The 24,438-nt window shown below is 31.5% G+C and carries 18 protein-coding genes; 12 read left to right on the forward strand and 6 right to left on the reverse strand.

Going from position 1 to position 24,438, the window contains the following annotated elements; genetic code table 11:
• The first annotated feature begins 86 nt into the window (after positions 1-86).
• Genes QVZ41_RS01795 through QVZ41_RS01805 form a run of 3 tightly spaced genes read left to right on the forward strand, consistent with a single transcriptional unit; the run spans position 87 to position 4,779 of the window.
• Positions 87-3,407: a proline dehydrogenase family protein gene (locus QVZ41_RS01795; protein WP_302882829.1), complete on the forward strand. Its 3,321-nt coding sequence runs from the start codon at positions 87-89 to the stop codon at positions 3,405-3,407.
• Between the two features lie 13 nt (positions 3,408-3,420).
• The gene (locus QVZ41_RS01800) at positions 3,421-4,134 is read left to right on the forward strand and encodes a hypothetical protein (protein WP_302882830.1); all 714 of its coding nucleotides are present in this window, start codon (positions 3,421-3,423) and stop codon (positions 4,132-4,134) included.
• Between the two features lie 30 nt (positions 4,135-4,164).
• Positions 4,165-4,779, forward strand: coding sequence for a deoxynucleoside kinase (locus tag QVZ41_RS01805; RefSeq protein ID WP_302882831.1), 615 nt, complete (start codon positions 4,165-4,167; stop codon positions 4,777-4,779).
• A 178-nt stretch (positions 4,780-4,957) separates the two neighbouring features.
• On the opposite strand, the gene nagB is transcribed toward QVZ41_RS01805, so the two are convergent.
• Genes nagB through QVZ41_RS01820 form a run of 3 tightly spaced genes read right to left on the reverse strand, consistent with a single transcriptional unit; the run spans position 4,958 to position 8,882 of the window.
• Positions 4,958-6,886, reverse strand: coding sequence for a glucosamine-6-phosphate deaminase (gene nagB / locus QVZ41_RS01810; protein ID WP_302882832.1), 1,929 nt, complete (start codon positions 6,884-6,886; stop codon positions 4,958-4,960).
• A gap of 23 nt (positions 6,887-6,909) precedes the next feature.
• Entirely contained in the window at positions 6,910-8,235 is a 1,326-nt protein-coding gene (locus QVZ41_RS01815; RefSeq protein ID WP_302882833.1) for a sugar MFS transporter, read from the reverse strand.
• 32 nt (positions 8,236-8,267) lie between these two features.
• On the reverse strand, positions 8,268-8,882 hold the full coding sequence (locus QVZ41_RS01820; protein WP_302882834.1) for a hypothetical protein: 615 nt from the start codon (positions 8,880-8,882) through the stop codon (positions 8,268-8,270).
• Between the two features lie 376 nt (positions 8,883-9,258).
• Between QVZ41_RS01820 and QVZ41_RS01825 the strand changes: the two genes are divergently transcribed.
• Complete coding sequence (locus QVZ41_RS01825) at positions 9,259-10,314, forward strand: LacI family DNA-binding transcriptional regulator (protein ID WP_302882835.1); 1,056 nt, start codon at positions 9,259-9,261, stop codon at positions 10,312-10,314.
• 69 nt (positions 10,315-10,383) lie between these two features.
• On the opposite strand, the gene QVZ41_RS01830 is transcribed toward QVZ41_RS01825, so the two are convergent.
• From QVZ41_RS01830 to QVZ41_RS01840, 3 genes are all read right to left on the reverse strand, one after another.
• The gene (locus QVZ41_RS01830; protein ID WP_302882836.1) at positions 10,384-11,298 is read right to left on the reverse strand and encodes a manganese-dependent inorganic pyrophosphatase; all 915 of its coding nucleotides are present in this window, start codon (positions 11,296-11,298) and stop codon (positions 10,384-10,386) included.
• A 68-nt stretch (positions 11,299-11,366) separates the two neighbouring features.
• The gene (locus tag QVZ41_RS01835) at positions 11,367-13,880 is read right to left on the reverse strand and encodes a DUF5686 family protein (RefSeq protein ID WP_302882837.1); all 2,514 of its coding nucleotides are present in this window, start codon (positions 13,878-13,880) and stop codon (positions 11,367-11,369) included.
• 69 nt (positions 13,881-13,949) lie between these two features.
• Positions 13,950-14,930, reverse strand: a complete 981-nt coding sequence (locus QVZ41_RS01840; RefSeq protein ID WP_302882838.1) for a pyruvate dehydrogenase complex E1 component subunit beta — start codon at positions 14,928-14,930, stop codon at positions 13,950-13,952.
• A 142-nt stretch (positions 14,931-15,072) separates the two neighbouring features.
• Between QVZ41_RS01840 and QVZ41_RS01845 the strand changes: the two genes are divergently transcribed.
• The 8 genes from QVZ41_RS01845 (at position 15,073) to htpG (ending at position 24,378) form a co-directional block, all read left to right on the forward strand.
• Positions 15,073-15,819, forward strand: coding sequence for an electron transfer flavoprotein subunit beta/FixA family protein (locus QVZ41_RS01845; protein WP_302882839.1), 747 nt, complete (start codon positions 15,073-15,075; stop codon positions 15,817-15,819).
• Positions 15,820-15,868: 49 nt separating this feature from the next.
• Positions 15,869-16,828, forward strand: a complete 960-nt coding sequence (locus QVZ41_RS01850) for an electron transfer flavoprotein subunit alpha/FixB family protein (RefSeq protein WP_302882841.1) — start codon at positions 15,869-15,871, stop codon at positions 16,826-16,828.
• A gap of 16 nt (positions 16,829-16,844) precedes the next feature.
• Complete coding sequence (locus QVZ41_RS01855) at positions 16,845-17,480, forward strand: bifunctional nuclease family protein (protein WP_302882842.1); 636 nt, start codon at positions 16,845-16,847, stop codon at positions 17,478-17,480.
• Between the two features lie 89 nt (positions 17,481-17,569).
• Complete coding sequence (locus QVZ41_RS01860; protein WP_302882843.1) at positions 17,570-18,394, forward strand: thymidylate synthase; 825 nt, start codon at positions 17,570-17,572, stop codon at positions 18,392-18,394.
• A 12-nt stretch (positions 18,395-18,406) separates the two neighbouring features.
• Positions 18,407-19,378, forward strand: coding sequence for a hypothetical protein (locus QVZ41_RS01865; protein ID WP_302882844.1), 972 nt, complete (start codon positions 18,407-18,409; stop codon positions 19,376-19,378).
• Between the two features lie 57 nt (positions 19,379-19,435).
• A complete protein-coding gene (locus tag QVZ41_RS01870; protein ID WP_302882845.1) occupies positions 19,436-19,921 on the forward strand; it encodes a dihydrofolate reductase in 486 nt (161 codons plus the stop codon).
• A gap of 52 nt (positions 19,922-19,973) precedes the next feature.
• Positions 19,974-22,376: a TonB-dependent receptor gene (locus QVZ41_RS01875; RefSeq protein ID WP_302882846.1), complete on the forward strand. Its 2,403-nt coding sequence runs from the start codon at positions 19,974-19,976 to the stop codon at positions 22,374-22,376.
• Between the two features lie 91 nt (positions 22,377-22,467).
• Positions 22,468-24,378 (forward strand): molecular chaperone HtpG, encoded by a 1,911-nt coding sequence (htpG, locus tag QVZ41_RS01880; RefSeq protein ID WP_302882847.1) that lies wholly within the window; start codon positions 22,468-22,470, stop codon positions 24,376-24,378.
• Positions 24,379-24,438 lie beyond the last annotated feature (60 nt).

A 24,438-nucleotide genomic window follows, 5' to 3' on the forward strand; every position in this document is an offset into this window, starting at 1 on the left:
AACATATTTTTATAAAAGCCTTGATAATAGTGATTATCAAGGCTTTTTTTTGGTTATCCCCTCCTATTTTTTTAACTTAATGGAATATGGAGAAACAAATACAAAACACCCTAAGATTAGCAGAAAAATTACAAACAAAACAAACTGACACAGCAAAAAATCCTTTTGCAGATCGGCTTAAAACAATTATAGAAGTTCCAGAATCCAAACATTTTTTAATACAAATGATGGATGTTGCTTTCCGATCTAAAAATTATAAAAAAGTTGCTGAACACGTTATTCATCTGCTCAAAACACACAAAAATTATCAAGCCTTATTCACTCCTATAGAAAACGTATTATTAAAGACATTTTCTGTAGTAGGAAAAATCATTCCAACCTTTAGTGTATCTATTATGCTAAAGAAAATTCAAGCTACTTCCAGTGATGTTGTTTTTTTTATCAACAGTCAAAAATTTAAGAAACATGCACAAAAAAGAAAAAATCAGAATATCACTTTAAATGTAAACCTAATTGGTGAAGCATTGATTGGAGAAGACGAAGCTCAAAAAAGAATTTTAGGTTATTTAACCTTGTTAAACAGAAAAGATGTAAACTACATTTCTATTAAAATTTCTACTATTTTTTCTCAGATATCGTCTTTAGCTCATGAAGATACTGTTGACAAACTTTCCAATAGGTTGGCTATGTTTTATGATGAAATCTTAAAGATTGAAAAAGAAACAGGCGTTCAGAAATTTGTGAATTTAGACATGGAAGAGTACAAAGATTTAGAAATCACCTTTGATGTCTTTATCAAAACCTTGTCTTTACCAGAATACAAAAACATCAGAGCAGGAATTGTATTACAAGCCTACATTCCCGAAATGATTCACTATTACCGTAAACTTTTTACTTGGGCAAATAAAAGAGTTAACAACGGTGGTTCATCTGTAAAAGTAAGATTAGTAAAAGGTGCCAATATGGAAATGGAAATGACAGAATCTTCTATTGAAGACTGGCCACTAGCAACCTTTAGCTCTAAACCTGAAACCGATGCCAATTACAAAAAAATACTATCAGAAATGTTAACACCACAATCGGCAAGAGTGGTAAATGTTGGAGTGGCATCGCATAATATTTTTGATATTTCTTTTGCTTTACAATTAGTAAAACAAAATCAACTAGAAGATTGTGTTGATTTTGAAATGTTAGAAGGAATGGCCAATCAAACAGTTGACAATTTATTGGCTGAAAAAGTAAGATTACTATTATACACCCCAACTGTTAAAGAAAACCAATACAACGCTGCCATTGCTTATTTGGTTAGAAGGCTAGATGAAGGTACCCAAGCAGGAAACTTTTTAAAAGAAGGTTACGATTTAAAAGTTGGTTCATCTAAATGGGACAATCTAAAAGAAGAATTCTTAAAATCTATTTCTTTAATGGAAGATTTAGACACCAGTCCTAGTAGAAAACAGGATAGGAATAATGAGAAACCTAAGTTAATGCAAGGTTTTGAAAATGTCCCAAATACAGACTGGAACTTACCTGCAAATATTACTTGGGCTCAAAAAATTAAAACGGATTGGGAAACCCCTGAAAACATTATTGGAACCACCATTCCTGTTGTAGGTGAATTAGACAATAATGAGAGATATACTATTAAAGTAAGTAACTGGTCTGGTACTCCACCTTGGGATTACGAAATGGCCATTAAAGAAGATTATCAAAAAGCTATTGACACCCCTACAGAGTGGCAAAATTTTACGGTTGAAAAAAGGGCTGATTTACTTAAAAAAGCCGCTTTAGAAATAGAAAAAAATAGAGCTGATTTGATTGGTGTTGCTGTAGCAGAGCTTGGTAAAACCATAAAAGAAGTAGATGTAGAGGTTTCTGAAGCGATTGATTTTGCCAACTTTTATGCTGAAAGTAGTTTAGAAATTGCCAAAGAATTTACCAGCGATGACGAAGGAATTAACTTGATCTTATCTCCTTGGAATTTCCCTATTGCCATTCCTATTGGAGGTGCTTTAGCATCCTTAGCCGCCGGTAAAAAAGTAATTTTAAAACCTTCAACCAATGCATCAGCCTGTGCTTATTTAACTTGTAAATGTTTATGGGAAGCAGGAATTCCTAAAGATGCATTGTACTTTTTACCTTGTGAAGAAAGCATTTTAGATGATTTTTTAAGAAATGGAAATATTTTTGATGCTGTAATTTTAACTGGTGGTACAGAAACTGCTCACTTCTTGTTAGAAAGAAACCCACAGTTAAACTTATATGCAGAAACTGGTGGAAAAAACAGTACGATTGTAACCAGTTTAGCTGATAAAGAACAAGCTTGTGTAAATATTGTTCAATCTGCATTTGGTAATGCTGGTCAAAAATGTTCTGCGACTTCTTTGTTAATTTTAACAGAAGATGTTTTTAACGATAAAGAATTTAAAGCTTTATTAAAAGATGCTGCCATGAGTAAAGTATTTGGAAATCCTTGGGATTTTGCTACCGAAATTGGACCATTGGCAGTTCCTATTTCAGAAAAAATAAAACACGTAATTCAAAATACGCCAGATGATCAATGGTTGGTTAAACCAAGATTAAACGGAAACCATATGTTATCCCCTGGAATTATTTGGAATGTAACTATGGAGGATTATCCATATCAAAATGAGTTGTTTGGACCTATTTTATCTGTTTTAAAAGCAGACGATTTAAAGCATGCTGTAGAAATTGCAAACAATGTAGAATATGGACTAACAGCCGGACTAGAATCTTTAGATGACAATGAAATTAACTACTGGAACGAACATATTGAGGCTGGAAATAAATATGTAAATAGATCTACCACAGGTGCCATTGTACAAAGACAGCCTTTTGGTGGAATTAAAGCTTCTTGTTTTGGTTTTGGAATGAAAGCCGGTGGAATTAATTATGTGTTACAGTTTACCAACATCAAATCTAAAACCACAGATTGGAAAGAAGATTATCAAAAATGGTATGATGAATTATTCAGCAAAAAAATAGATTATGTAAACCTACGTGGTCAATACAATATCTGTAGCTATAATACTTATAAAGAAATTCTATTACTTTATGATGTACATACACCTCAAAAACACATTGACAAAGTAGAATACATTGCTAAATTTTTAAACATTCCATTAATTAAAGACACATGTGGTAATGCCCTAAAACATCACCCAAAAGATTTTACTTGTGTAAGAGCCTTAGGAGTTTTATCTGATCACTTTTTAATTAGATGTCACCAAAATGCCATCAATGTATATAGAGATGAACCTAGAAATAGCGGACGTATTGAGCTATTAAATTATTTAATTGAACAAAGTTATTCTCACAATTATCACAGATACGGAAATTTAATGGGTGTTGAATACAACCCAAACGAAAAACCTAAAGTTTATTAGTCTATATTTGAACATGAAACTTTGGATTTTATTATTCTTTTGTTGTTTAAACTGCTTTTGTCAAAATGTATTGATTAAAGAGGTAACTAAATTTATAGGTATAGACATCTATGAAAACTGTTATTATTTACAAAACAATGCCTTACACAAAAGCAGTTTAAAGAACGATTACAAAAACATAGAATACGGCACTCCCGATGTTGTTGATATTAGCAATCCGCTACAAATTTTACTACTGTACAAATTTTTTAACAAAGTAGTACTATTGGACAATCAACTAAGTTTTATAACACAATTTGAAGTACCCATTGGTACGGAACTTATTGCCAATGCCAGTAAAGACAAAATTTGGCTGTATGACAACATGGACATGATGTTAAAACTTTACAATTTTAAGACCCAAAAAACGGAAATTACTTCAATTCCTTTTAAAGAAAATATTTTAGAATTAAGAGGAAATTTAAATCAAGCATTGGTGGTTAACAAAGAAAATCAATTGATAAAATTTAACTTCTTAGCAAGAAAAGAAGCTGCCATCAATATAGAAAACATTATTTTACCCCTATCCCTTACCAATAATTATGTTATTAAAAATGGAGGATTATATCAAAAAAATAATAAAATCCTTTCTACTCCTGATAAAATTGAATCATTTGAAGTAATTAATAACAAACTCTATTTTTTTAAGGAGAACAACATCTACACACTTTCTATTCCTAAAAATTAACTATTTTTAGTGTTTAAACACACAAGTCCTATGCATATAGCAATTGCCGGTAATATTGGAGCGGGAAAAACTACCTTAACAGAACTTTTAGCCAAACACTATAAGTGGGATGCACATTTTGAAAGTGTTGAAGACAATCCCTATTTAGATGATTTTTACAACGAAATGGAACGTTGGTCTTTTAACTTACAAGTTTATTTCTTAAACACTCGTTTTGAACAAATTTTAAAAATTCAGAAAAGTGGTAGAAACATTATTCAAGACAGAACCATTTATGAGGATGCAAAAATATTTGCTCCCAACCTACATGCCATGGGTTTGTTAACCAACAGGGATTTTACCAATTACAGTCAGTTATTTGAATTGATGGAAAACTTGGTAACACCTCCAGATTTATTGGTCTATTTAAGAGCTGATATAAAGACTTTGGTAGGACAAATTCACAAAAGAGGACGTGAGTATGAAAGCTCTATTAATATTGATTATTTAAGCAGATTGAACGAAAGATATGAAGCTTGGATTACTTCTTACGACAAAGGGAAAAAGCTTATTATTGATATTGACAACTTAGACTATGTAAGCAATCCCGAAGATTTAGGGACTATTATTGACCGAATTGATGCACAGGTACACGGTTTATTTTAATCTACTTTTTACAACATAAAAAATCCCTCTATCAAAATAAGATAGAGGGATTTTTAGTCTAAGGGTAAGGTAAGTAAATTTAATCTTTAAAATCTTAGATGGGCTACAGATTATAAAGCAGCCCAAATAAGAAACCTAATAAAACTCAAGTCCTTTCGGAACTTAAAAACATAATTTTTTAGTATTCCCATCTAACAAAAGCTTCCATAGCAGCATAAGTTGCCAACCCTAATTTTTGATATAACTTAGCTGTTTCGCTATTTCTATCTTCTGCTCTTTGCCAGAATTCTCTACTATCTGTTCCTTGGAAAACGACACCATCTTTTTGAGATTGATGTTTAAAGATTCCATATCTCTTTTCTAATACTTGATCTGGACTCATTGGTACAGCCATTTCAATTTCATCAACTCCCCATTCTTGCCATGCTCCTCTGTATAACCACAACCAACAATCTTTCATAAAATCTTTTGATTTTAATCTTTTCATCGATTCAAAAATAGCATCCAAGCAAACTTTATGTGTTCCATGCGGATCTGCTAAATCTCCTGCTGCATAAACTTGGTGAGGCTTAATTTCTTCAATCAACTTCATCGTTAATTGAATATCTGCTTCTCCAATAGGATTTTTCTGAATGGTTCCAGTTTCATAAAAAGGTAAGTTCATAAAGTGAATTTGATGATCCTCTAAACCTACAAAATGGCTTGTTGCACGAGCTTCACCTTTTCTAATAATTCCTTTAATATATCTTACTTCAGGAATATCAACCTCACTATTTTTTTTATCTTTTAAGAAAGATTTTGCTTTTTCGTAAATCTCCTCAGCATCTTTATTATCTATTCCAAATTGCTGATTATAATCTGTTACAAAGTTTGCAAAACGCAAAGCTTCATCATCAGCAACAGCAATGTTTCCAGAAGTTTGATAAGCCACGTGTACATCATGCCCTTGCTCTACCAATCTTTTGAAAGTACCTCCCATACTAATGATATCATCATCTGGGTGTGGACTAAAAATCAATACTCTTTTCCTTGCTGGCTCAGCTCTTTCAGGTCTTCTGCTATCATCTGCGTTAGGTTTCCCTCCAGGCCAACCTGTAATGGTGTTTTGTAAGTTATTGAATATCTTAATATTGATGTCATACGAATTACCAAACTCAGCCAATAAATCGCTCATTCCGTTTTCAATATAATCTGCATCTGTTAACATTAAAATAGGCTTGTCTAATTCTAAAGCCAATCCCACAACCGCCTTTTTAGTTAACTGCTCATTCCACTCCACTTTTTCTACCAACCAAGGCGTTTTTACTCTGGTTAATCTTGATGAAGCTTCTCTATCTACTACAAAAGTCACATTATTGTGTTCCTGTAAAAATGAAGCTGGAACTTGATTGGTTACAGTACCTTCAACAGCTTTATTTATAATAGCTGATTTTCCTTCACCCCAAGCCAAAAGAATAACTTCTTTAGCTTCCATTATTTTTTTAACTCCTAAAGTAATCGCTGTTTTTGGTGTATTACTCAATCCTCCAAAATCTTTACTTGCAGCCAAACGAGTTGAATAATCTAAGGCCACCAATCTTGTTTTAGAATTTTGTAAAGACCCTGATTCATTAAAACCAATATGACCGTTTGAACCAATTCCTAACAACTGTAAATCAATTCCTCCTAATTTTTCAATTTTAGATTCGTAGGCTGTACAATATTCTTGTATTTTATCTTTATCTAAAGAACCATCTGGTACGTGACAGTTATCTGCATCTATATCAACATGGTTGAACAAAGCTTCCCTCATAAAACGTCTGTAACTATTTACAGAGTTTTCGTCCATAGGATAATATTCATCTAAATTAAAAGTGATTACGTTTTTAAAGCTCAACCCTTCATTCTTATGTAATTTTACCAACTCGGCATACACATCTCTTGGAGAAGAACCTGTTGCTAACCCTAACACACATTTTTCACCTTTAGCTTGTTTATCTTTGATAACATTTGCTATTTGCTGAGCAACAGCTATAGAACCTTTTTTAGCATTTTCAAAAATACTAGTATTAATATTTTCAAACCTACGTTCGAAACCAGTTGCTTTATCTATACTACTTTTAATCATCTTACTAATTTTTAATATTCAACTTATTTTTTTAACCAACTTTTATATTTATGTCCCCATAATGCAAAAAACAAAATGATTGCATAACATGGAATTAAAATCCAATAACTACCTGTTGCTGCTTTTGCTGTTGCATCTACCTGATTTACTCCTTCACTAATTAAACTCAACTTGTTAGCATCAACCATTCTTCCATATAAAGGTGGAATAATAGCTCCACCAGAAATAGCCATTACTAATAAGGCAGAAGCTGTTTTAGTAAACTTTCCTAAACCTTTTAGTGTTAAAGGCCATATTGCTGGCCAAACCAAAGCATTAGAAATTCCCAAAGCCGCTACGAACAATACTGAAGTAAACCCTGTAGTATTAAGAATTAATAAACTGAAGACAATACCCAACAAAGCACTTGCTTTTAATGCAGTATTTTGACTAATGTATTTTGGAATTAATATAGCACCTAATCCATAAGTTACTACCATGAACAACAGTGTTAATGTGGTGAAAAACTTTGCTTTGGCAGCAGAAAAACCTAATGATATTCCGTATGCAATGATGGTATCCCCAGCAATTACTTCAGCTCCCACATATACAAACAATGCTAAAACTCCTAACCATAAATGTGGAAATTGAAAAATGCTTGTTTTGGTTGTTTTTTCAGAAGCATTCTCTTGACTATCATCAGAGGCAGATTCAACATTAGGTAAAGGTGCTTTTCTAATTAACACTGCAAAAACGACTAACACAACCGACATAACAACATAAGGCATTACCACACTGTTGGCCATAGTGTTTAAAAGTTCTGTTTTTTCAGAAGCAGAAACAGTACTTAATTTTACATTTACCTCGTCAATACCAGTTAATAATAATGCTCCAAAAATAATTGACCCTACAGCCCCTGCCACTTTATTACAAATTCCCATGATAGCAATTCGTTTTGCAGCACTTTCTATAGGCCCTAAAATGGTGATATAAGGATTAGCAGCCGTTTGTAATAAAGTCATCCCTGCTCCTTGTAAAAAAATCGCCAATAAAAATACCCAATATGTTCTTGCCTCTGCAGCAGGAATAAAAACTAAGGCACCTATAGCCATAATAACAAGTCCTAAAGAAATTGACTTTTTATATCCTATTTTTCCTATAACATAAGAAGATGGTAAAGCCATCACAACAAATGAAATATAAGAAGCTGTTGCCACCAAATACGACTCAGATTCTGTTAATTCATTAATTGTTTTCATAAATGGAATCAATGCACCATTAATCCATGTTACAAATCCAAAAATGACAAATAGCCCTGCTATTATCATCATTGGAACTAAGTTTTTTTGTTTAGTAGTTACTGCTGTCATTATTTACTTAAATTTTAATTTTTAAAATCATTTTACACAAAACACTCGTTTTTAATTATTTCATTTTTATTCATTTGGCTTACAAAAGAATCTATTAATTTGAATTGGTTTTTAGCCTTTATCAGATTTTGTCCTTTATATGTTGATTTATAGTTAAGATCATTATTTAAATAATCTATTAGAAAATTTAAACCCGTAACAAACATCATAATCTTAACTGATTGGGCAAGATATTGTTTCTCAAAGAGTGTTAAACCTCCATCAATTTTAGTCAACAAACTCTCTTTATAAGATTTATAAAAACTCATATTGAACTCAACCTTTGATATATCTTTTTCGTCATCATCAGCAGTATTACATAATTTTCGAACAGCATCTCCAAACTCACAACAAAACCCTTCAAACGGTTGAATTTTATCAGTAAAAATTACTCTCGTTGGAATTTCACATTTTTCTTTTAAATCTTGCAATGCATGCATTTCACTTTTAAGCTCTGCAATTTTTGATATACAACTCTTAGCTTTCAATATTTTCTTTTCACTAGCAAATTCAACAACCCTAGTAAATACATCATAATAATGTGAAACTTTAAAAACACTTAATGCTAGTTCACCTTCGAAATTTGACTCCTTTTTAGAAGTATCCATTCGTCGGTTATTTTGATGACTTTTAAAGATGTTTAATCTATATAATCTCTTATCTAACATTTTTTATTTTTTAGCTTTAATTTTTCAGGCATTAAAACACTAAACAACTCACTTACTATCAACGTTAAAACAAAAAACATAAACTACTGTAAAACAGATTTATAAACAACATTAATTGTTTTGACTTTGCTAAAGTATAGAATGAAAATGTAAAAAAAAAGAAAAAACACAAAAATGTGCTCGAACACATACAAAATATGTGCTCGAGCACTCTAAAAAATGTGTTCGAGCACTTTTAAAAATGTTTTCGAACACATTTAAACGTATTTTCGGACACAAAAAACAATCGAAAAATGTTTTTTACTATATTTACCATATGAGAAAAAAATACACTATTAAAGATATTGCAGAACTTGCAGGGGTTTCTAAAGGAACTGTTGATCGTGTAATTCATAAAAGAGGGAAGGTTTCTGAGAAAGCTTTTGTAGATGTTACTCGAATCTTAGAAGAAATCGACTACAAACCCAACTTAATTGCTAGGAATTTAAAAAACAATAAGGTTTACAGCATTTGTGTATTAATTCCTGATTATCATCTGGATGATTATTGGCTATCTTGTAAAGAAGGGATTCAATCTGTAAAGCAAGAGTTTTCAGCCTTTGATATTGAAATAAATACATTATTATATCACTCTAAAGACGTTAACTCCTTTTTACAAAAAAGTAATGAAGTACTTAATTTAAAACCTGATGCTGTTTTAATGGTTCCTTCATTTCAAAAAGAGTCAGAAACAATTATTAACTTATTAGCTAGTCAAGATATTGTTGTAAGTATTTTTAACAACAACATTCCTAATAATAAGATTTTTAATTTTGTAGGGCAAGATTTGATTAAAAGTGGTAGAATTGCTGCTAAATTGTTTGATTTAATTTTAGGGAACGGAAAAGTAGCCATCCTTTATATTGGTGCAAACTTTAAAAATGCTACCTATTTTCACGAAAAAGACCAAGGATTTAAAGAATATATACAACAAACTGAAACAGCTTTAAGCTCTGTTACTAAAACTTTCTCATCTGAAAATTTAGAAATTGAGTTGATAGACTTTTTAAATCAACATCCTGATATAAAAGGGATATTTGTAACAAACTCCAAAACATACATGGTTGCGGAATTGATAAAAAAACATAAACTAAAAGATCTTAAGTTAATTGGTTATGATTTACTTGAAGAAAACATCACTTACTTAAAAAACAATACTATTCAGTTTTTAATTCATCAAAATGCAAAACATCAAATACACTTAGGATTAACAAATCTTATAGAACATTTTATGTTTGGCAAAAAAACACCTAAAAGAAATTTATTACCGATTAATATTATAAACTCAGAAAATTTAAGTTCTTATACCCAAAAAGAAACAATTTATGAGTAACTAATTCTATAGACATAAAAAAGCCCAACTAAATTAGTTGGGCTTTTTTATACTTATTTATTATATTAATTACAACACTGGAATAATTTGCTTTTTACGAGATACCACTCCTGGTAACACTACCAAATCACTAGTTACTGTTGCATTAAATTTAGATTCTGCTACTTGTTTCACCACATCATTTGGGACAAATAATGTTGATTCTTCTTTTAAAATATCAACTACAAATAATAAAACCTCATCTAGTTCTTCTTTTACTTTTATAGCTTCCATCGCTAATAGAATAGCATCTTTTCTATCTAAAACAATATTTGGACTTGTAGTTTCTAACACAGAAACTCTGTATTTATTACCACTAGCTTCGTACTTTTTACTATCCATTTTAATCAATTCCTCATCAGAAAAGGCAGAAATATCAGATTTTGCTTCAAACATTTTAGTAGCATATTCTGTAATATCAATTCCTAACTTAAAAGCCAAATGTTCAGCCATCATTTTATCATCCTCAGTAGTGGTTGGGCTACGGAATTCTAAGGTGTCAGAAATAATACAAGACAACATTAAACCAGCAATTTCATTTGGCAAGTCTTCAACCTCTTCAGACCCTAAAATTAAATACATTACAGATGCTGTAGATGCCAAAGGTTTTATGGTAATATCTATAGGTCCAGCCGTTTCTATACCACCTACCAATTTATGATGATCTATAATTTGAGTAATATTACATTCGTTAATGTTTTCAAACAATTCATCTGGATTATTGGTATCAACAATTACTACTTCATCTTGAGCCGAAACTGAAGTTAAAATTTCAGGAACCTCAAAACCCCAATGTTTTAAAACAAATAAAGCTTCTGTATTAGGAGTTCCTAACACATAAGGTTTTGATTCAACTCCTTGTTGATTTAAATACCAAGACCATACAATTGCAGATGCAGTTGCATCAGTATCTGGAGATCTATGTCCAAAAATTTTTAATGCCATATTTATTAAGTTAAGTCCGTTTTTTCAGAGCACAAAAATACAAATAAAAAAATGTATCTGTATATATGTTAAAAAGTAAATCCAAAAGACCCTTTTATCCCAAATTTATTGGCATTAGGATGGTCTAAATAACTCCCTCTCCAATAAAAATCTAATCTAAAAACTTTAAAAATATTATCAATTCCTGCATTATATTCATAATAAACCTTACTAGGAGTAATGGTTTTAGCTTCTAAATTTAAAAAAGGTAAAGATTGAAATGCTGGTAAATTCCTATCGATATTTACTTGAGAAATGGTTCCGTATGCTCCTTTTATTCCAACAACCTCACGAAGATTTAACTTTCTTAAAAAAGGAATTTTACCTAAAATACGTCCATTAAAATTATGTTCTAAATGCAAAGAAGCATAAGTATCTGTCACAAATTCATAATAATTCAACAACCCAAAAGTATTTTGAATATTAAAAAAGGATTGATTTCCAGGTACAATATTTAAAAGCGCTAAAGAAGCTTCTCCAAATGTTTTACCCACCTCAATTGTAGTGGTGGTTCTACCAATGCTTCCTATATAAAAAGGTTGCTTGTAATACATTTGTAATTTTTGATAATCAAAATCGCTATTAAACAAAGCTCCAAAACCGTTGGCATAACTTAAATAGAAAACAGGAAAATTGTCATTTACATTTTTACGTTCTACTCCGTTCCCAAAAATTTTTCTTCCTGGTGTATATTTAATCGCAAAACCTAATTCTGTTTGTTGTGTTTCGTTTTGAATATTTCCATACTCATCATAATAAGACAAATTAAAAGCAGTAGAGGCTGATTTTAAATTTCTTTGAACAAAATTCAACTCAAAATTGATATTATCAACTGGTTCTGCACTAAAAAACACGTTGGTTAATTTTACATCTGTCAGCAAGTTTGAAGCTCCGCTAGAAAACAATCCAGAGGTAGCAAAACTTCTACCTAACACATCATTACTTGTAGTTAAACCAGCTCCTGTTTGCTCAACGTCATCTCTATGCCCTATTCCAAAAATTAATCTTTTTTGTTTGTCGAACATATATTTGTAAGACACTCCATATTTTACTCTTTGATCTTTAAAACCATAAGCAGTATATCCTTGAAGTCGCCACATATCATTCACCCCAAAATAGGTTCTACCTCCCACTCTAATTCTAATTCCTTCAACATCATTATAATCAAAAGTGGAAAATACAGGACCGTAATCAAAGTTTGGAAACTCTACATATCCTGTCGCTAAAATCACTCCCAAATTATATATTCTTTTAAACTTTGGAACCGTTTTTAGGGTATCTAACATGGAATAAATTCCCTGTTCATTTTTATCTAGTTTTTCAATTCTATGCGTTTTCCAATAAGTATCGCCTGCATTGTAAATACTATCAGCAAACACATCTGATTTTTCTTTGTAAAAACTCTCTTTTTTAGGCTTGTTAAAATTATAAGAATCAAAATAAGTCGTTCTTTTTCCAAAAACTCCCATAGATGATTTTTTCTTTCGCAAACTAAAGTCTGCCATCATGTAATCTTTTTCTGGAAGGATCACTGAATCATTTTCAACCTTGTAATCACGTTCTAAATAAACCTCTTTGATCCAGTTTAAATTAGCACTTTTAGAAACTTGCATACTGATATCTTTCACTGCAAAAACAGTATCAGCAATCCACATATCTCCTTTAAAGGTCAACTCGTTTTTACGAATGGGATAATAAATAATATTATAACACCATTTTCCAGAAATGGTAGCACTGTCTGCTAACACATAATTGTAAGTATTAACCCCAGCTTTCCCAACAGGACTTGTGAAACTTTTTCCAAACAAACGAATATAATCATCGTAAATATCATAATCTACATATAAGTCTTTAATATAAGTGGTAACTCCCTCACCTGCACCAATTCCAGAGTTTTTATTAGCAACCAAATCTTCTCTAACAGATTGTTTATCTCCTTCATTTCTTCCATAAACATTATAAACAGATTCGTTTATATAAACAGGCAAAAAGTTTTTTCCAGAAACTTTAGAAGTATCTATTTGTTTAAAAACAAATTCCATCCCTTTAAAAATCTTTTGTTCTGTAAATGAGGAGTCTATATTGTTTAAATCGAACTGAATTTTCTCGTATTTTTCGTACTGATAATTCGGGAACATTCTAAGTCCGTTACTTTTTTCTCTTGCCCAAACTTTTTCTAGTAATGCAATGGCCGGATTTCCTTTTTTAGGTACCCTTCCTGTTACAATGGTTACAGTTTGTAGTTGATCGGCACTTTCTTTTAAAACAAATTTAAAATACTGATTTTGTTTTTCTATCGGTAGTATTACTTTATCGAACCCAACATAACTTGCTTGTAATTCGGTATGTGTTTTAGGTGATGATAAATAAAAAGTTCCATTCTCATCCGAAACGGTTCCTTCGGTAGTATTTTTAAAAATTACACTCGCAAAAGGTAAAGGATTTCCATCAACATCTACCACTACTCCTTTAACCTTAGACTGGGCAAAAGTAGTTATGGTAACCAATAAAAATATAATATTAATTAGGGACTTATAATTCATTTAGATAAAAAAATTCCTTTCTCAAAAGTAAGAAAGGAATTTAGAATAAGATATGTTGTTACGCAGAAATTACTTTACGTATAAAGTTGCTTTTACAGCATCAATAACGTCTTGTGCATTTGGTAACCATTCCTCCATTAAAACTGGAGAATATGCTGCTGGTGTGTCTGCAGTATTAATTCTTTGAATTGGAGCATCTAAATAATCAAATGCTTGTTCTTGTACTCTGTATGCTATTTCAGTAGCTACTGAACCAAATGGCCAAGCTTCTTCTAAAATAACCAAACGATTTGTTTTCTTCACAGATTCTATAATCGCTTTAGTATCCATAGGGCGAACAGTACGTAAATCTATAATTTCGATAGAAATTCCCTCTTTTTCTAAAACCTCAGCAGCTTTGTAAGCTTCTTTGATAATTTTCCCGAAAGAAACCACAGTTACATCTGTACCTTTTCTTTTAACATCAGCAACTCCTAAAGGAATAATGTATTCTCCTTCTGGCACTTCTCCTTTATCCCCATACATTTGCTCAGACTCCATAAAAATAACTGGATCGTTATCTCTAATCGCAGCTTTTAATAATCCTTTGGCATCATATGGGTTAGATGGTACTACAACTTTTAAACCTGGAGTATTTGCAAACCAGTTTTCAAAAGCTTGTGAATGTGTTGCTCCTAATTGTCCTGCTGATGCAGTTGGTCCTCTAAAAACAATTGGACAAGGAAATTGTCCTCCTGACATCTGTCTAATTTTTGCAGCGTTGTTTATAATTTGATCAATACCAACCAAAGCAAAGTTAAAAGTCATATACTCTACAATTGGTCTGTTACCAGTCATAGTAGAACCTACGGCAATACCACCAAACCCTAACTCGGCAATCGGTGCATCAATTACACGTTTGTCTCCAAACTCATCTAACATTCCTTTTGAAGCCTTGTAAGCTCCATTATATTCAGCAACCTCTTCTCCAATCAAATAAATGCTTTCATCCAAACGCATTTCTTCGCTCATCGCTTCACAAATTGCCTCTCTAAATTGTATAGTTTTCATGTACTCTATTTTATTTAAACGTTCACAAAAATAACAAAAACACAGTCATATTTTCTAATATTAAACCAAAATATTTACAAAATTTAATTTACATTAGCTTTTACTTATTTAGAAATATATATAAATAGATAAACTTCTCAATATGAAAATATTAGTTTGTATAAGTCATGTTCCAGATACTACTTCTAAAATCAATTTCACTAGTGATTCGACAGAATTTGATACAAATGGAGTACAATTTGTTATAAATCCTTATGATGAGTTTGCATTAACAAGAGCAATCTGGTTTCAAGAAAAACAAGGAGCAACTGTTACTGTGGTAAATGTAGGAGATGCAAGTACCGAACCTACTTTAAGAAAAGCATTGGCAATTGGAGCTGATGAAGCAATTCGTATTGATGCAAAACCTACTGATGGTTTTTATGTTGCACAACAAATTGCAGAAGTATATAGAAATGGAGAATACGATTTAATTTTAACAGGTAAAGAATCTATTGATTACAATGGAGGAATGGTGCCTGGTTTACTTGCTTCTTTCTTAGATATTGACTACATTAATGCTTGTATTGGATTAGAAATTGAAGGAAACGCAGTAAGTGCTTCTAGAGAAATTGATGGAGGTACAGAAAAATTAAGTGCTACGTTACCTATTGTAATTGCTGGGCAAAAAGGTTTAGTTGAAGAAAAAGACCTTAAAATACCTAACATGAGGGGAATTATGATGGCTCGTAAAAAACCTTTAAATGTTGTTCCTGCTATAGAATGTATAACCACCACTCAAATTACAAACTTTGAGAAAAATGCTGAGAAAAGTGCTTGTAAAATGGTTGATGCCGACAACTTAGATGAGTTGATCAACTTACTTCACAACGAAGCAAAAGTAATTTAATTTAAAAACCTTGTGCCTTAAATAATTAGGTAACTAAAAACATACAAAAATGTCTGTATTAGTATACGCTGACAATAGCGAAGGAAAATTTAAGAAATCTGCCTTAGAGGTAGTTTCTTATGGAAAAGCACTAGCAAATCAACTAAACACTGATTTAACAGTCATAACAATTAACGCAACTGAGCCTGAACAGTTACAAAAATACGGTGCCAACAAAATATTATTTGTAAAAGATGATAGCTTTATTTTTAATGCAAAAATATATGCTGGAATCATTACCGAAGCTGCATTTACTAGTAATACCAACATCATTATAATTGATAGTAGTACTAATGGTAAATATCTTGCTCCTTTGTTAGCTGCTAAATTTAATGCTGGTTATGTATCAAACGTAGTGAGTGCTCCAAGCAATCTTACTCCTTTTACAGTAAAACGTAAAACTTTTTCCAACAAAGCATTTAGCAACACTGTAATTACTGCCGATAGTAAAGTCATTGGATTGGCTAAAAATGCTTTCGAAGTTAAAGAAGATCCTACAACTGCTGAAGTTGAAGAATTCTCTCCTGTGTTGTTGTCTACAAGTGTTAAATCAGAATCTATTGAAAAAGCATCAGGTAAAATTGCCATTGCAGATGCAGATATTGTGGTTTCTGGAGGTAGAGGATTAAAGGGGCCTGAAAACTTTAAAATGATTGAAGAGTTAGCAGATGTTTTAGGTGCTGCCACCGCTTGTTCTAAACCTGTGTCTGACATGGGATGGAGACCTCATGGAGAACATGTTGGACAAACAGGAAAGCCTGTAGCTGCTAATCTTTACATTGCCATTGCCATTTCTGGTGCCATTCAACATTTGGCTGGAGTAAACGCTTCTAAAACCAAAGTGGTCATCAACACAGATCCTGAAGCTCCTTTCTTTAAAGCGGCAGATTACGGAATTGTAGGAGATGCTTTTGAAGTAGTTCCTCAATTAATTGAAAAATTAAAAGCGTTTAAAGTAGAAAACGCATAATTATTAAAAATAAAGAATGAGTTTAGTACAATTAGATATTAGAGGAATATCCTATAGCCAAACCCAAACAGGTGCTTATGCCTTAGTATTGAGTGAGGTAAATGGCGAAAGAACCCTTCCAATTGTAATTGGTGCTTTTGAAGCTCAATCCATTGCCATTGCGTTGGAAAGCGAAATAACTCCACCAAGACCTTTAACTCACGATTTATTTAAAACTTTTGCCGAGTCTTATAACATCCGTGTAAAAGAAGTCATTATTCACAAATTAGTTGATGGTGTATTTTTTTCTAGTATGATTTGTATCCAAAATGATGAAGAAAAAGTCTTTGATGCAAGAACTTCTGATGCTATTGCTTTGGCCATTCGTTTTAATACACCCATTTATACGTATCAAAACATATTAGATAAAGCAGGTATTATTCTTAAACAAGAAGATTTTGTAGATGCTCAAGAAGATGATGAAAACGAAAATCTAATGGAAGAAGAAGACGATGAAATTACAGACTTACTGAACAGTTCAAAACCTGAAGATTTAAAAAAGATATATCAAAACATTTCTACACCAGAACTTGAAAAGAAACTAAATACAGCTATAGAGAAAGAAGATTACGAAACAGCTGCTAAAATTAGAGATGAGCTCAACAAAAGATAAGTTGTTAATAATGTTTTATAAAATATCAAAAGTCGATACCTAAACGTATCGACTTTTTTATAATTTTACCGTTACTTATATTTTTTACCATGAAACAATATTTAGATCTAATCAAACACATTCAAGAAAACGGAGTACAAAAAGGAGATCGTACTGGTACAGGAACAAAAAGTGTTTTTGGATATCAAATGCGTTTTGATTTGTCTGAAGGTTTCCCAATGGTAACCACTAAAAAATTACATTTAAAATCTATTATTCACGAATTGCTTTGGTTCTTAAAAGGAGAAACAAACATTAAATACTTAAAAGAACACAATGTAAAAATTTGGGATGCATGGGCTGATGAAAATGGCGATTTAGGACCCGTTTACGGACATCAATGGCGTAATTGGAACAGTGAAGAGATTGATCAAATTTCTGAATTGATTGAAACCTTAAAAACCAATCCCAACAGTAGAAGAATGCTAGTTTCTGCATGGAACCCTAGTGTATTGCCTGATACAAGTATTTCTTTTGCAGAAAACGTAGCCAACAACAAAGCTGCCTTACCTCCATGCCATGCCTTTTTTCAATTCTATGTTGCCGAAGGAAAACTATCTTGTCAATTATACCAACGTAGTGCCGATGTATTTTTAGGAGTTCCTTTTAACATTGCATCTTACGCCTTGTTGGTTTTAATGATTGCTCAAGTAGTTGGTTTAAAACCTGGAGAATTTATTCACACTTTTGGAGATGCACATATTTATAACAATCATTTTGAACAAATAGCGTTACAATTAAGTAGAGATCCTAAACCTTTACCTAAAATGATTTTAAACCCTGAGGTAAAGAATATTTTTGACTTTACTTATGAGGATTTTAGTTTAGAAGATTACAATCCACATCCATTAATTAAAGGTAAAGTATCTGTTTAAAAAATCCCCTAAATGAAACTTGTTAAGTTATTTATATTACTACTGTTGATTGTTTCTTGCAAGAGTAAAAAACAAGTAGTAAACACTAGGATTCCTTTAGAACAAGAAAAACTTCCATTACTAACGAATGATAGTATTCAAAAATTTATTGAGTACGATCAGAAAATCGTTAATAAAGTAGAAGATCATACAAGTTTTGCCAATCCTATCACAGACCATTTTAAAAAACATATTTCTAACAGTGCATTAAAGAGTGTTGAGTTTAAAGAATGGAGAAGAAAAATTTACATAGAATTTTCTCTTAACAACAGAAAACAAATTACCTACATAGACACCAACACTTCAACTAAAAAACTAGACAAACAATTAAAAAAAGCTTTTAAAAAACTGAATTTTAATTTGTTTGAATTTCCCGAATACGACTCTCGTTACAAGTACACTTTAGTTGTTATTCAAGAAGATTTTAAAGGAGAACCTATCATAAAATGTAGCGAAAAACTAATAGGATATACCCCTCCTGTTTTTGAAATTTGTAGTGGAGAAACTACCTATCAAGGTGTAAATAATTGTAACTATTTATACATCTCAAATTATATGTATAATAAATTAGATCTTACATTAATAACCGATAAAGATATAGATTACAAGCACAGTATACTTCCTAAATTTATTGTTGATGAAAACGGGAAAGTCATTGCCGCAAAAATTGAATCACAGAATAAAGAATTAATGGAAAACTACTACAAAACCATTAAAAGTCTTCCAAAAGCAGAGACTCCTGCAAAAATTAATGGAGAACCCTACTATTTTGGCTACACCTTTCCATCAACAATTGCCGACCTGGTTAGAAACAATGAGGGGTTCAGAAAATACTTTTTATACGAAAAAGACAATGGTAAAACTTTGTCTGAAAACATCAAAAACTACATTCAAATACTGGTTCTAAAAAAAGAACGAGAAAAAATTTATCGCGTAGGTTTTTAAAATTCCTAATCATTAATCGTAAAATGATATTATATTGCAGGCGATTAAAAAACAAATATGATTACACTAATTGCTGCCATAGGAGACAACAACGAGTTAGGGAAAAATAATGATTTAATTTGGCACTTACCTGCCGATTTAAAAAGATTTAAACAAATAACCACGGGTCACCATATTATTATGGGACGCAAAACATATGAATCTATAGGTAAACCATTACCTAATAGAACTACCATTATTATTACTCGCAACAAAAATTACAAAGTAGAAGGTTGCATTACCACCAACTCTCTTGAAAATGCTATTGAAATTGCTAAAAATGATGACAATGCTTATGTTATAGGGGGAGCTAAAATTTATAACAAAGCGATTGATTTGGTTGATGAACTTGATATTTGCGAAGTTCACAGATCTTTTGATGCAGATGTTTTTTTTCCAAAAATTGACAAAAGTATTTGGAAAGAAATAAAAAGAGAGGAATTTAAGTCAGACGAAAAGAACATTTACGACTACAGTTTTGTAAAATATAAAAGAAGGGATTAAACCTTTATTAATTTCTTCGGTCTAAATAAACCAACCGCGAGAAATAATCAACATGAATAGAATTTTATTATTACTTACCCTATTTACACAAATTGCCTTTTCACAAACCGATAAAAATTTTATTTCAGGTGTTATCATCAACAAAAACACCAAAGAACCCGTTCCATATGTAACCGTATATGCAAAAAATGGAAATGAAATTAAAACCAATTTATCTGATGAATCAGGAGCATTTAATCTTCAAAACCTTAGTAACAAAACCTATAATTTAACCATTGAAGCCATTGGTTATAAAACCATCAATAAAACCATTGAGTTTAACGGAAAAAATTATGTTGATCTAAAAAAAATATTTTTAGAAGAAAATGTTGAAGCTTTAGATGCTGTGGTTCTTAGAGCTGAAACCTCAACTGTAACTCAAAAAATTGACAGATTGGTTATTAATGTTGGTAAAGATTTAACTTCTGTTGGTACAGATGCTTCATCGGTATTAAACAATGTGCAATCTGTTTCTGTAGATCAACAAACTGGAGAACTTTCTTTAAGAGGAAACACGAATGTTAGAGTATTAATAGATGGAAAACCAACCAATATTCCTACAGATCAATTATTACAACAAATTCCATCTAATGCTATTAAAAGTATTGAATTAATTACCAATCCATCTGCTAAATATAATCCAGAAGGAAATAGTGGAATTATTAATATTGAATTGGTAAAAAACACCAGGCAGGGAATTAATGGTAGTGTAAATGCAAACACTCAATACGGTAGAAACTTTAGACATACAGGTGGTGTAAACCTTAACTACAAAACCAAGAATGTAAATTATTACGGAAATTACAACATCAATGGGGGTAAGAAAAATACCTTTGGAAAATTAGATCGTGTTAACCCAGATGAGTCTACAAATTATCAAGACATTAACGGAAATGATGATTTCTTAAATCAACTTTTTAAAGTTGGTGTAGATATAGATTTAGCCGAAAAAACAACTATTGGAGTTTCTACCACGCAAAGTTTTGTGGATTTAGACTACAGAAACAATACTATTATTTCTGAAACTAAAAATTCAACCCCAACCAGTAATAATATATTTGCTTTTACAAGAAAACCATATAATCAAACTTATAATGCAGAATTACATCAACAGTTTGGAGAAAACAAAGATCATGAGTTAAGTTTAGAAGCTATGTACAGTGACCGTACCCAACCAGAAGACAGTCAATGGTCAAACAGCCTAAACACAAATGATAATAGCACAAATTACACCGAAGATATTTCTAACAAAAACAATCTTACTTTAATCAACTTAGACTACACCCTTCCTTTTGCTGAAGAAAGCTATATTGAAACAGGTTTGGCCTATAGAGAAGAAAACACTGATAATGAAAACTTTTCTACTCAAGAAGTAAACAATATTGATGGAGATCCTGTATCAAGAGATTTATCTAACTTTACTTATGGAAGAAAAATATACTCAGCTTATTTTAATTACAAACAACAATTTGAAAAATTAGGAGTTCAAGCTGGTTTAAGAGCAGAATCATATCATATTGATGGAGATTTCCATACTGATGTAGACAACCAAGATAGTAGTATCAATCAAAAAATAAACTCTTTATATCCATCTTTTTTTGCTACTTATGAACTGAACAAAGACAACCAAATTCAATTTAGTTATTCTAGAAGAGTAGATAGACCTTCTATTAGGCAAGTAACCCCTATTCGTAGCTGGGGAACACCTTTAACAACTTCTAGAGGAAATCCAAATTTAAAACAAGAGTTTACCAATTCTTTAGAAGTAAGATACAATCGTGAGGTTGGAATCGGAAATGTTTCAGCAACTGCCTTTTACAGAAACACCAAAGACAATATTAGTAGAACTATTTCTGTAGACCCAACCATGCCAGAAAGAGCTATTATGTCTTACGATAATTTTGATGATACGAATAGCTATGGATTTGAATTGGCATCCTATTTACGAATTCAAAACTGGTGGCGATTAAATGCTAGTACCGATTTTTACACTAGAGAAATTAGAGGATTTGTAGCAGGAGAAAACAGAAGTGTTACCAACAATCGTTTTAATTTTAGAATAAGTAATACTTTTACTGCAAGTGATAAATTAACTTTTCAATTATCTACCATGTACCGTGGAGCTAGCGAAAGCTTACAAAGAGTTCGTGAACCAATGCATATGGTAAACACAGGAGCTAGTTATAAAGTATTAAAAGACAAAGGAACTATTTCTTTAGGTGTTTCTGATATTTTTAACACTTTTGGATTCCGATTTAATTCTGATGCTCCTTTTGAGCAAGACGGTGAATTTAAATGGGAAAGTCGTAGAATTACATTAGGTTTTGTATACAACTTTGGTATTAAATCTAAAGAAAAAGAAAATGATAGAGGACAACAAGGTCAAGAAGGCGATGGTGGTGGAGACATGTTCTAACCACTGACAACCTGTCATTTTTATTCTTTTGGTACTCTATTTGTTTAAAGCATAACACAGATTTTAAACAATTAACATAAATATATTTATTATGGCTAAAGGAAACATTAATGTATCGGTAGAAAACATCTTTCCATTAATTAAAAAATTCTTATACTCCGACCACGAAATCTTTTTACGTGAATTAATTTCTAACGGAACAGATGCAACTTTAAAGTTACAACACTTAATCACCATTGGTGAAGCTGAAGGGGTTGAATTAGGAGACGCTAAACTAGAAGTAAAGATTGATAAAGAAGGTAAAAAACTTCATATTATCGATCAAGGGTTAGGAATGACAGAAGAAGAAGTTGAAAAATACATCAACCAAATTGCCTTTTCTGGAGCCGAAGAATTTATTGAAAAATACAAGGATAAAGTAGAAGACTCTGGAATTATTGGTCACTTTGGATTGGGATTCTATTCTGCTTTTATGGTAGCAAGCAAAGTAGAGTTAATTACAAAATCTTATAAAGATGCTCCAGCAGTAAAATGGTCTTGTGATGGTTCTCCAAACTACGATTTAGAAGTTGTAGAAAAATCAGAAAGAGGAACTGAAATTATTTTACACATTGCTGAGGACTCAACTGAATTCCTAGAAGAATCTAAAATTTCTGGTTTATTAACCAAGTACAATCGTTTTAACCAAGTGCCAATTAAATTTGGAACTAAAAAAATAAACGACCCTAACTTTGAACCAAAAGTTACTAAAAAAGAAGACGGTACTGAAGAAAAAGAACCTCACAAACAAATAGAAGTTGATAATATCATTAACAACACAAATCCTGCTTGGACTAAAAAGCCATCAGATTTAGAAGCCGATGATTATAAAAACTTTTATCGTGAATTGTATCCAATGCAATTTGAAGAACCATTGTTTAACATTCACTTAAATGTTGATTATCCATTTAACTTAACAGGTATTTTATACTTCCCTAAGTTGTCTAAAAACATGGATATGCAAAAGGATAAAATTCAATTATACCAAAACCAAGTTTTTGTTACTGACAATGTAGAAGGAATTGTTCCTGATTTCTTGCAAATGCTTAAAGGGGTAATTGATTCTCCAGACATTCCATTAAACGTATCTCGTTCTTACTTACAAGCAGATGGTGCAGTTAAAAAGATTTCTGGTTACATCACTAAAAAAATTGCAGATAAGTTAAGTTCTATCTACAAAAAAGACAGAAAAGCTTTTGAAGGATATTGGGATGATATCAAAGTAATTATTGAGTACGGAATGTTATCTGACGAGAAATTCTTTGAGAAAGCAAACAAATTTGCTTTGTACCCAACTACTGATGGAGAATATGTTACTATTGATGAAATTAAAGAGCAATTTAAAGATGCTCAGACTGACAAAGATGGTAAACTAGTTATTTTATACAGTGCAAACAAACAAGCACAACACAGTTTTATTCAATCTGCTAACGACAAAGGATACAAAGTATTATTATTAGACTCTCCTATTGTTTCTCACCTAATTCAAAAATTAGAATCTACTAACGAAAACATAACTTTTGTACGTGTAGATGCTGATCATATTGATAATTTAATCAAGAAAGAAGACAATGTAATTTCTAAATTATCTGATGAAGAAAAGGACAAATTAAAGCCAATTATTGAAGCTGCTGTTCCTAAAGAAAACTATACAGTTCAATTAGAAGCAATGGATTCTAACGCTTCTCCGTTCATTATTACCGTACCAGAATTTATGCGTAGAATGAAAGAAATGAGCGCTACTGGAGGAGGTGGAATGTTTGGAATGGAAAACATGCCAGAAATGTACAACTTGGTAGTAAACACAAACAACGAATTGGTTTCAGAAATTTTAAATGCCGATGAAGAAAAGCAAAAAGGATTGATTTCTCAAGCTTTTGATTTGGCTAAATTATCTCAAAACTTATTACATGGTGAAGAGTTAACCAAATTTATCAAACGTAGTTATGAGTTGATCAAATAATATTTGATTAACAAAACCTAAATATACCTAAACAGCCTTTATCAAAATTTTGATAAAGGC

Source organism: Wenyingzhuangia gilva (assembly GCF_030519655.1).
GTDB classification, from domain to species: Bacteria; Bacteroidota; Bacteroidia; order Flavobacteriales; family Flavobacteriaceae; genus Wenyingzhuangia; species Wenyingzhuangia gilva.

What these genes read in the sequence shown, in the direction of transcription:
- QVZ41_RS01855 (WP_302882842.1), top strand. Translation starts at nt 16,845, where the DNA reads ATGAGTTTAGTACAATTAGATATTAGAGGAATATCCTATAGCCAAACC.
- QVZ41_RS01870 (WP_302882845.1), top strand. Translation starts at nt 19,436, where the DNA reads ATGATTACACTAATTGCTGCCATAGGAGACAACAACGAGTTAGGGAAA.
- QVZ41_RS01795 (WP_302882829.1), top strand. Translation starts at nt 87, where the DNA reads ATGGAGAAACAAATACAAAACACCCTAAGATTAGCAGAAAAATTACAA.
- nagB (WP_302882832.1), bottom strand. Translation starts at nt 6,886, where the DNA reads ATGATTAAAAGTAGTATAGATAAAGCAACTGGTTTCGAACGTAGGTTT.
- QVZ41_RS01865 (WP_302882844.1), top strand. Translation starts at nt 18,407, where the DNA reads ATGAAACTTGTTAAGTTATTTATATTACTACTGTTGATTGTTTCTTGC.
- QVZ41_RS01825 (WP_302882835.1), top strand. Translation starts at nt 9,259, where the DNA reads ATGAGAAAAAAATACACTATTAAAGATATTGCAGAACTTGCAGGGGTT.
- QVZ41_RS01805 (WP_302882831.1), top strand. Translation starts at nt 4,165, where the DNA reads ATGCATATAGCAATTGCCGGTAATATTGGAGCGGGAAAAACTACCTTA.
- QVZ41_RS01835 (WP_302882837.1), bottom strand. Translation starts at nt 13,880, where the DNA reads ATGAATTATAAGTCCCTAATTAATATTATATTTTTATTGGTTACCATA.
- QVZ41_RS01860 (WP_302882843.1), top strand. Translation starts at nt 17,570, where the DNA reads ATGAAACAATATTTAGATCTAATCAAACACATTCAAGAAAACGGAGTA.
- QVZ41_RS01875 (WP_302882846.1), top strand. Translation starts at nt 19,974, where the DNA reads ATGAATAGAATTTTATTATTACTTACCCTATTTACACAAATTGCCTTT.
- QVZ41_RS01820 (WP_302882834.1), bottom strand. Translation starts at nt 8,882, where the DNA reads ATGGATACTTCTAAAAAGGAGTCAAATTTCGAAGGTGAACTAGCATTA.
- QVZ41_RS01840 (WP_302882838.1), bottom strand. Translation starts at nt 14,930, where the DNA reads ATGAAAACTATACAATTTAGAGAGGCAATTTGTGAAGCGATGAGCGAA.
- QVZ41_RS01850 (WP_302882841.1), top strand. Translation starts at nt 15,869, where the DNA reads ATGTCTGTATTAGTATACGCTGACAATAGCGAAGGAAAATTTAAGAAA.
- QVZ41_RS01845 (WP_302882839.1), top strand. Translation starts at nt 15,073, where the DNA reads ATGAAAATATTAGTTTGTATAAGTCATGTTCCAGATACTACTTCTAAA.
- QVZ41_RS01830 (WP_302882836.1), bottom strand. Translation starts at nt 11,298, where the DNA reads ATGGCATTAAAAATTTTTGGACATAGATCTCCAGATACTGATGCAACT.
- QVZ41_RS01815 (WP_302882833.1), bottom strand. Translation starts at nt 8,235, where the DNA reads ATGACAGCAGTAACTACTAAACAAAAAAACTTAGTTCCAATGATGATA.
- QVZ41_RS01800 (WP_302882830.1), top strand. Translation starts at nt 3,421, where the DNA reads ATGAAACTTTGGATTTTATTATTCTTTTGTTGTTTAAACTGCTTTTGT.
- htpG (WP_302882847.1), top strand. Translation starts at nt 22,468, where the DNA reads ATGGCTAAAGGAAACATTAATGTATCGGTAGAAAACATCTTTCCATTA.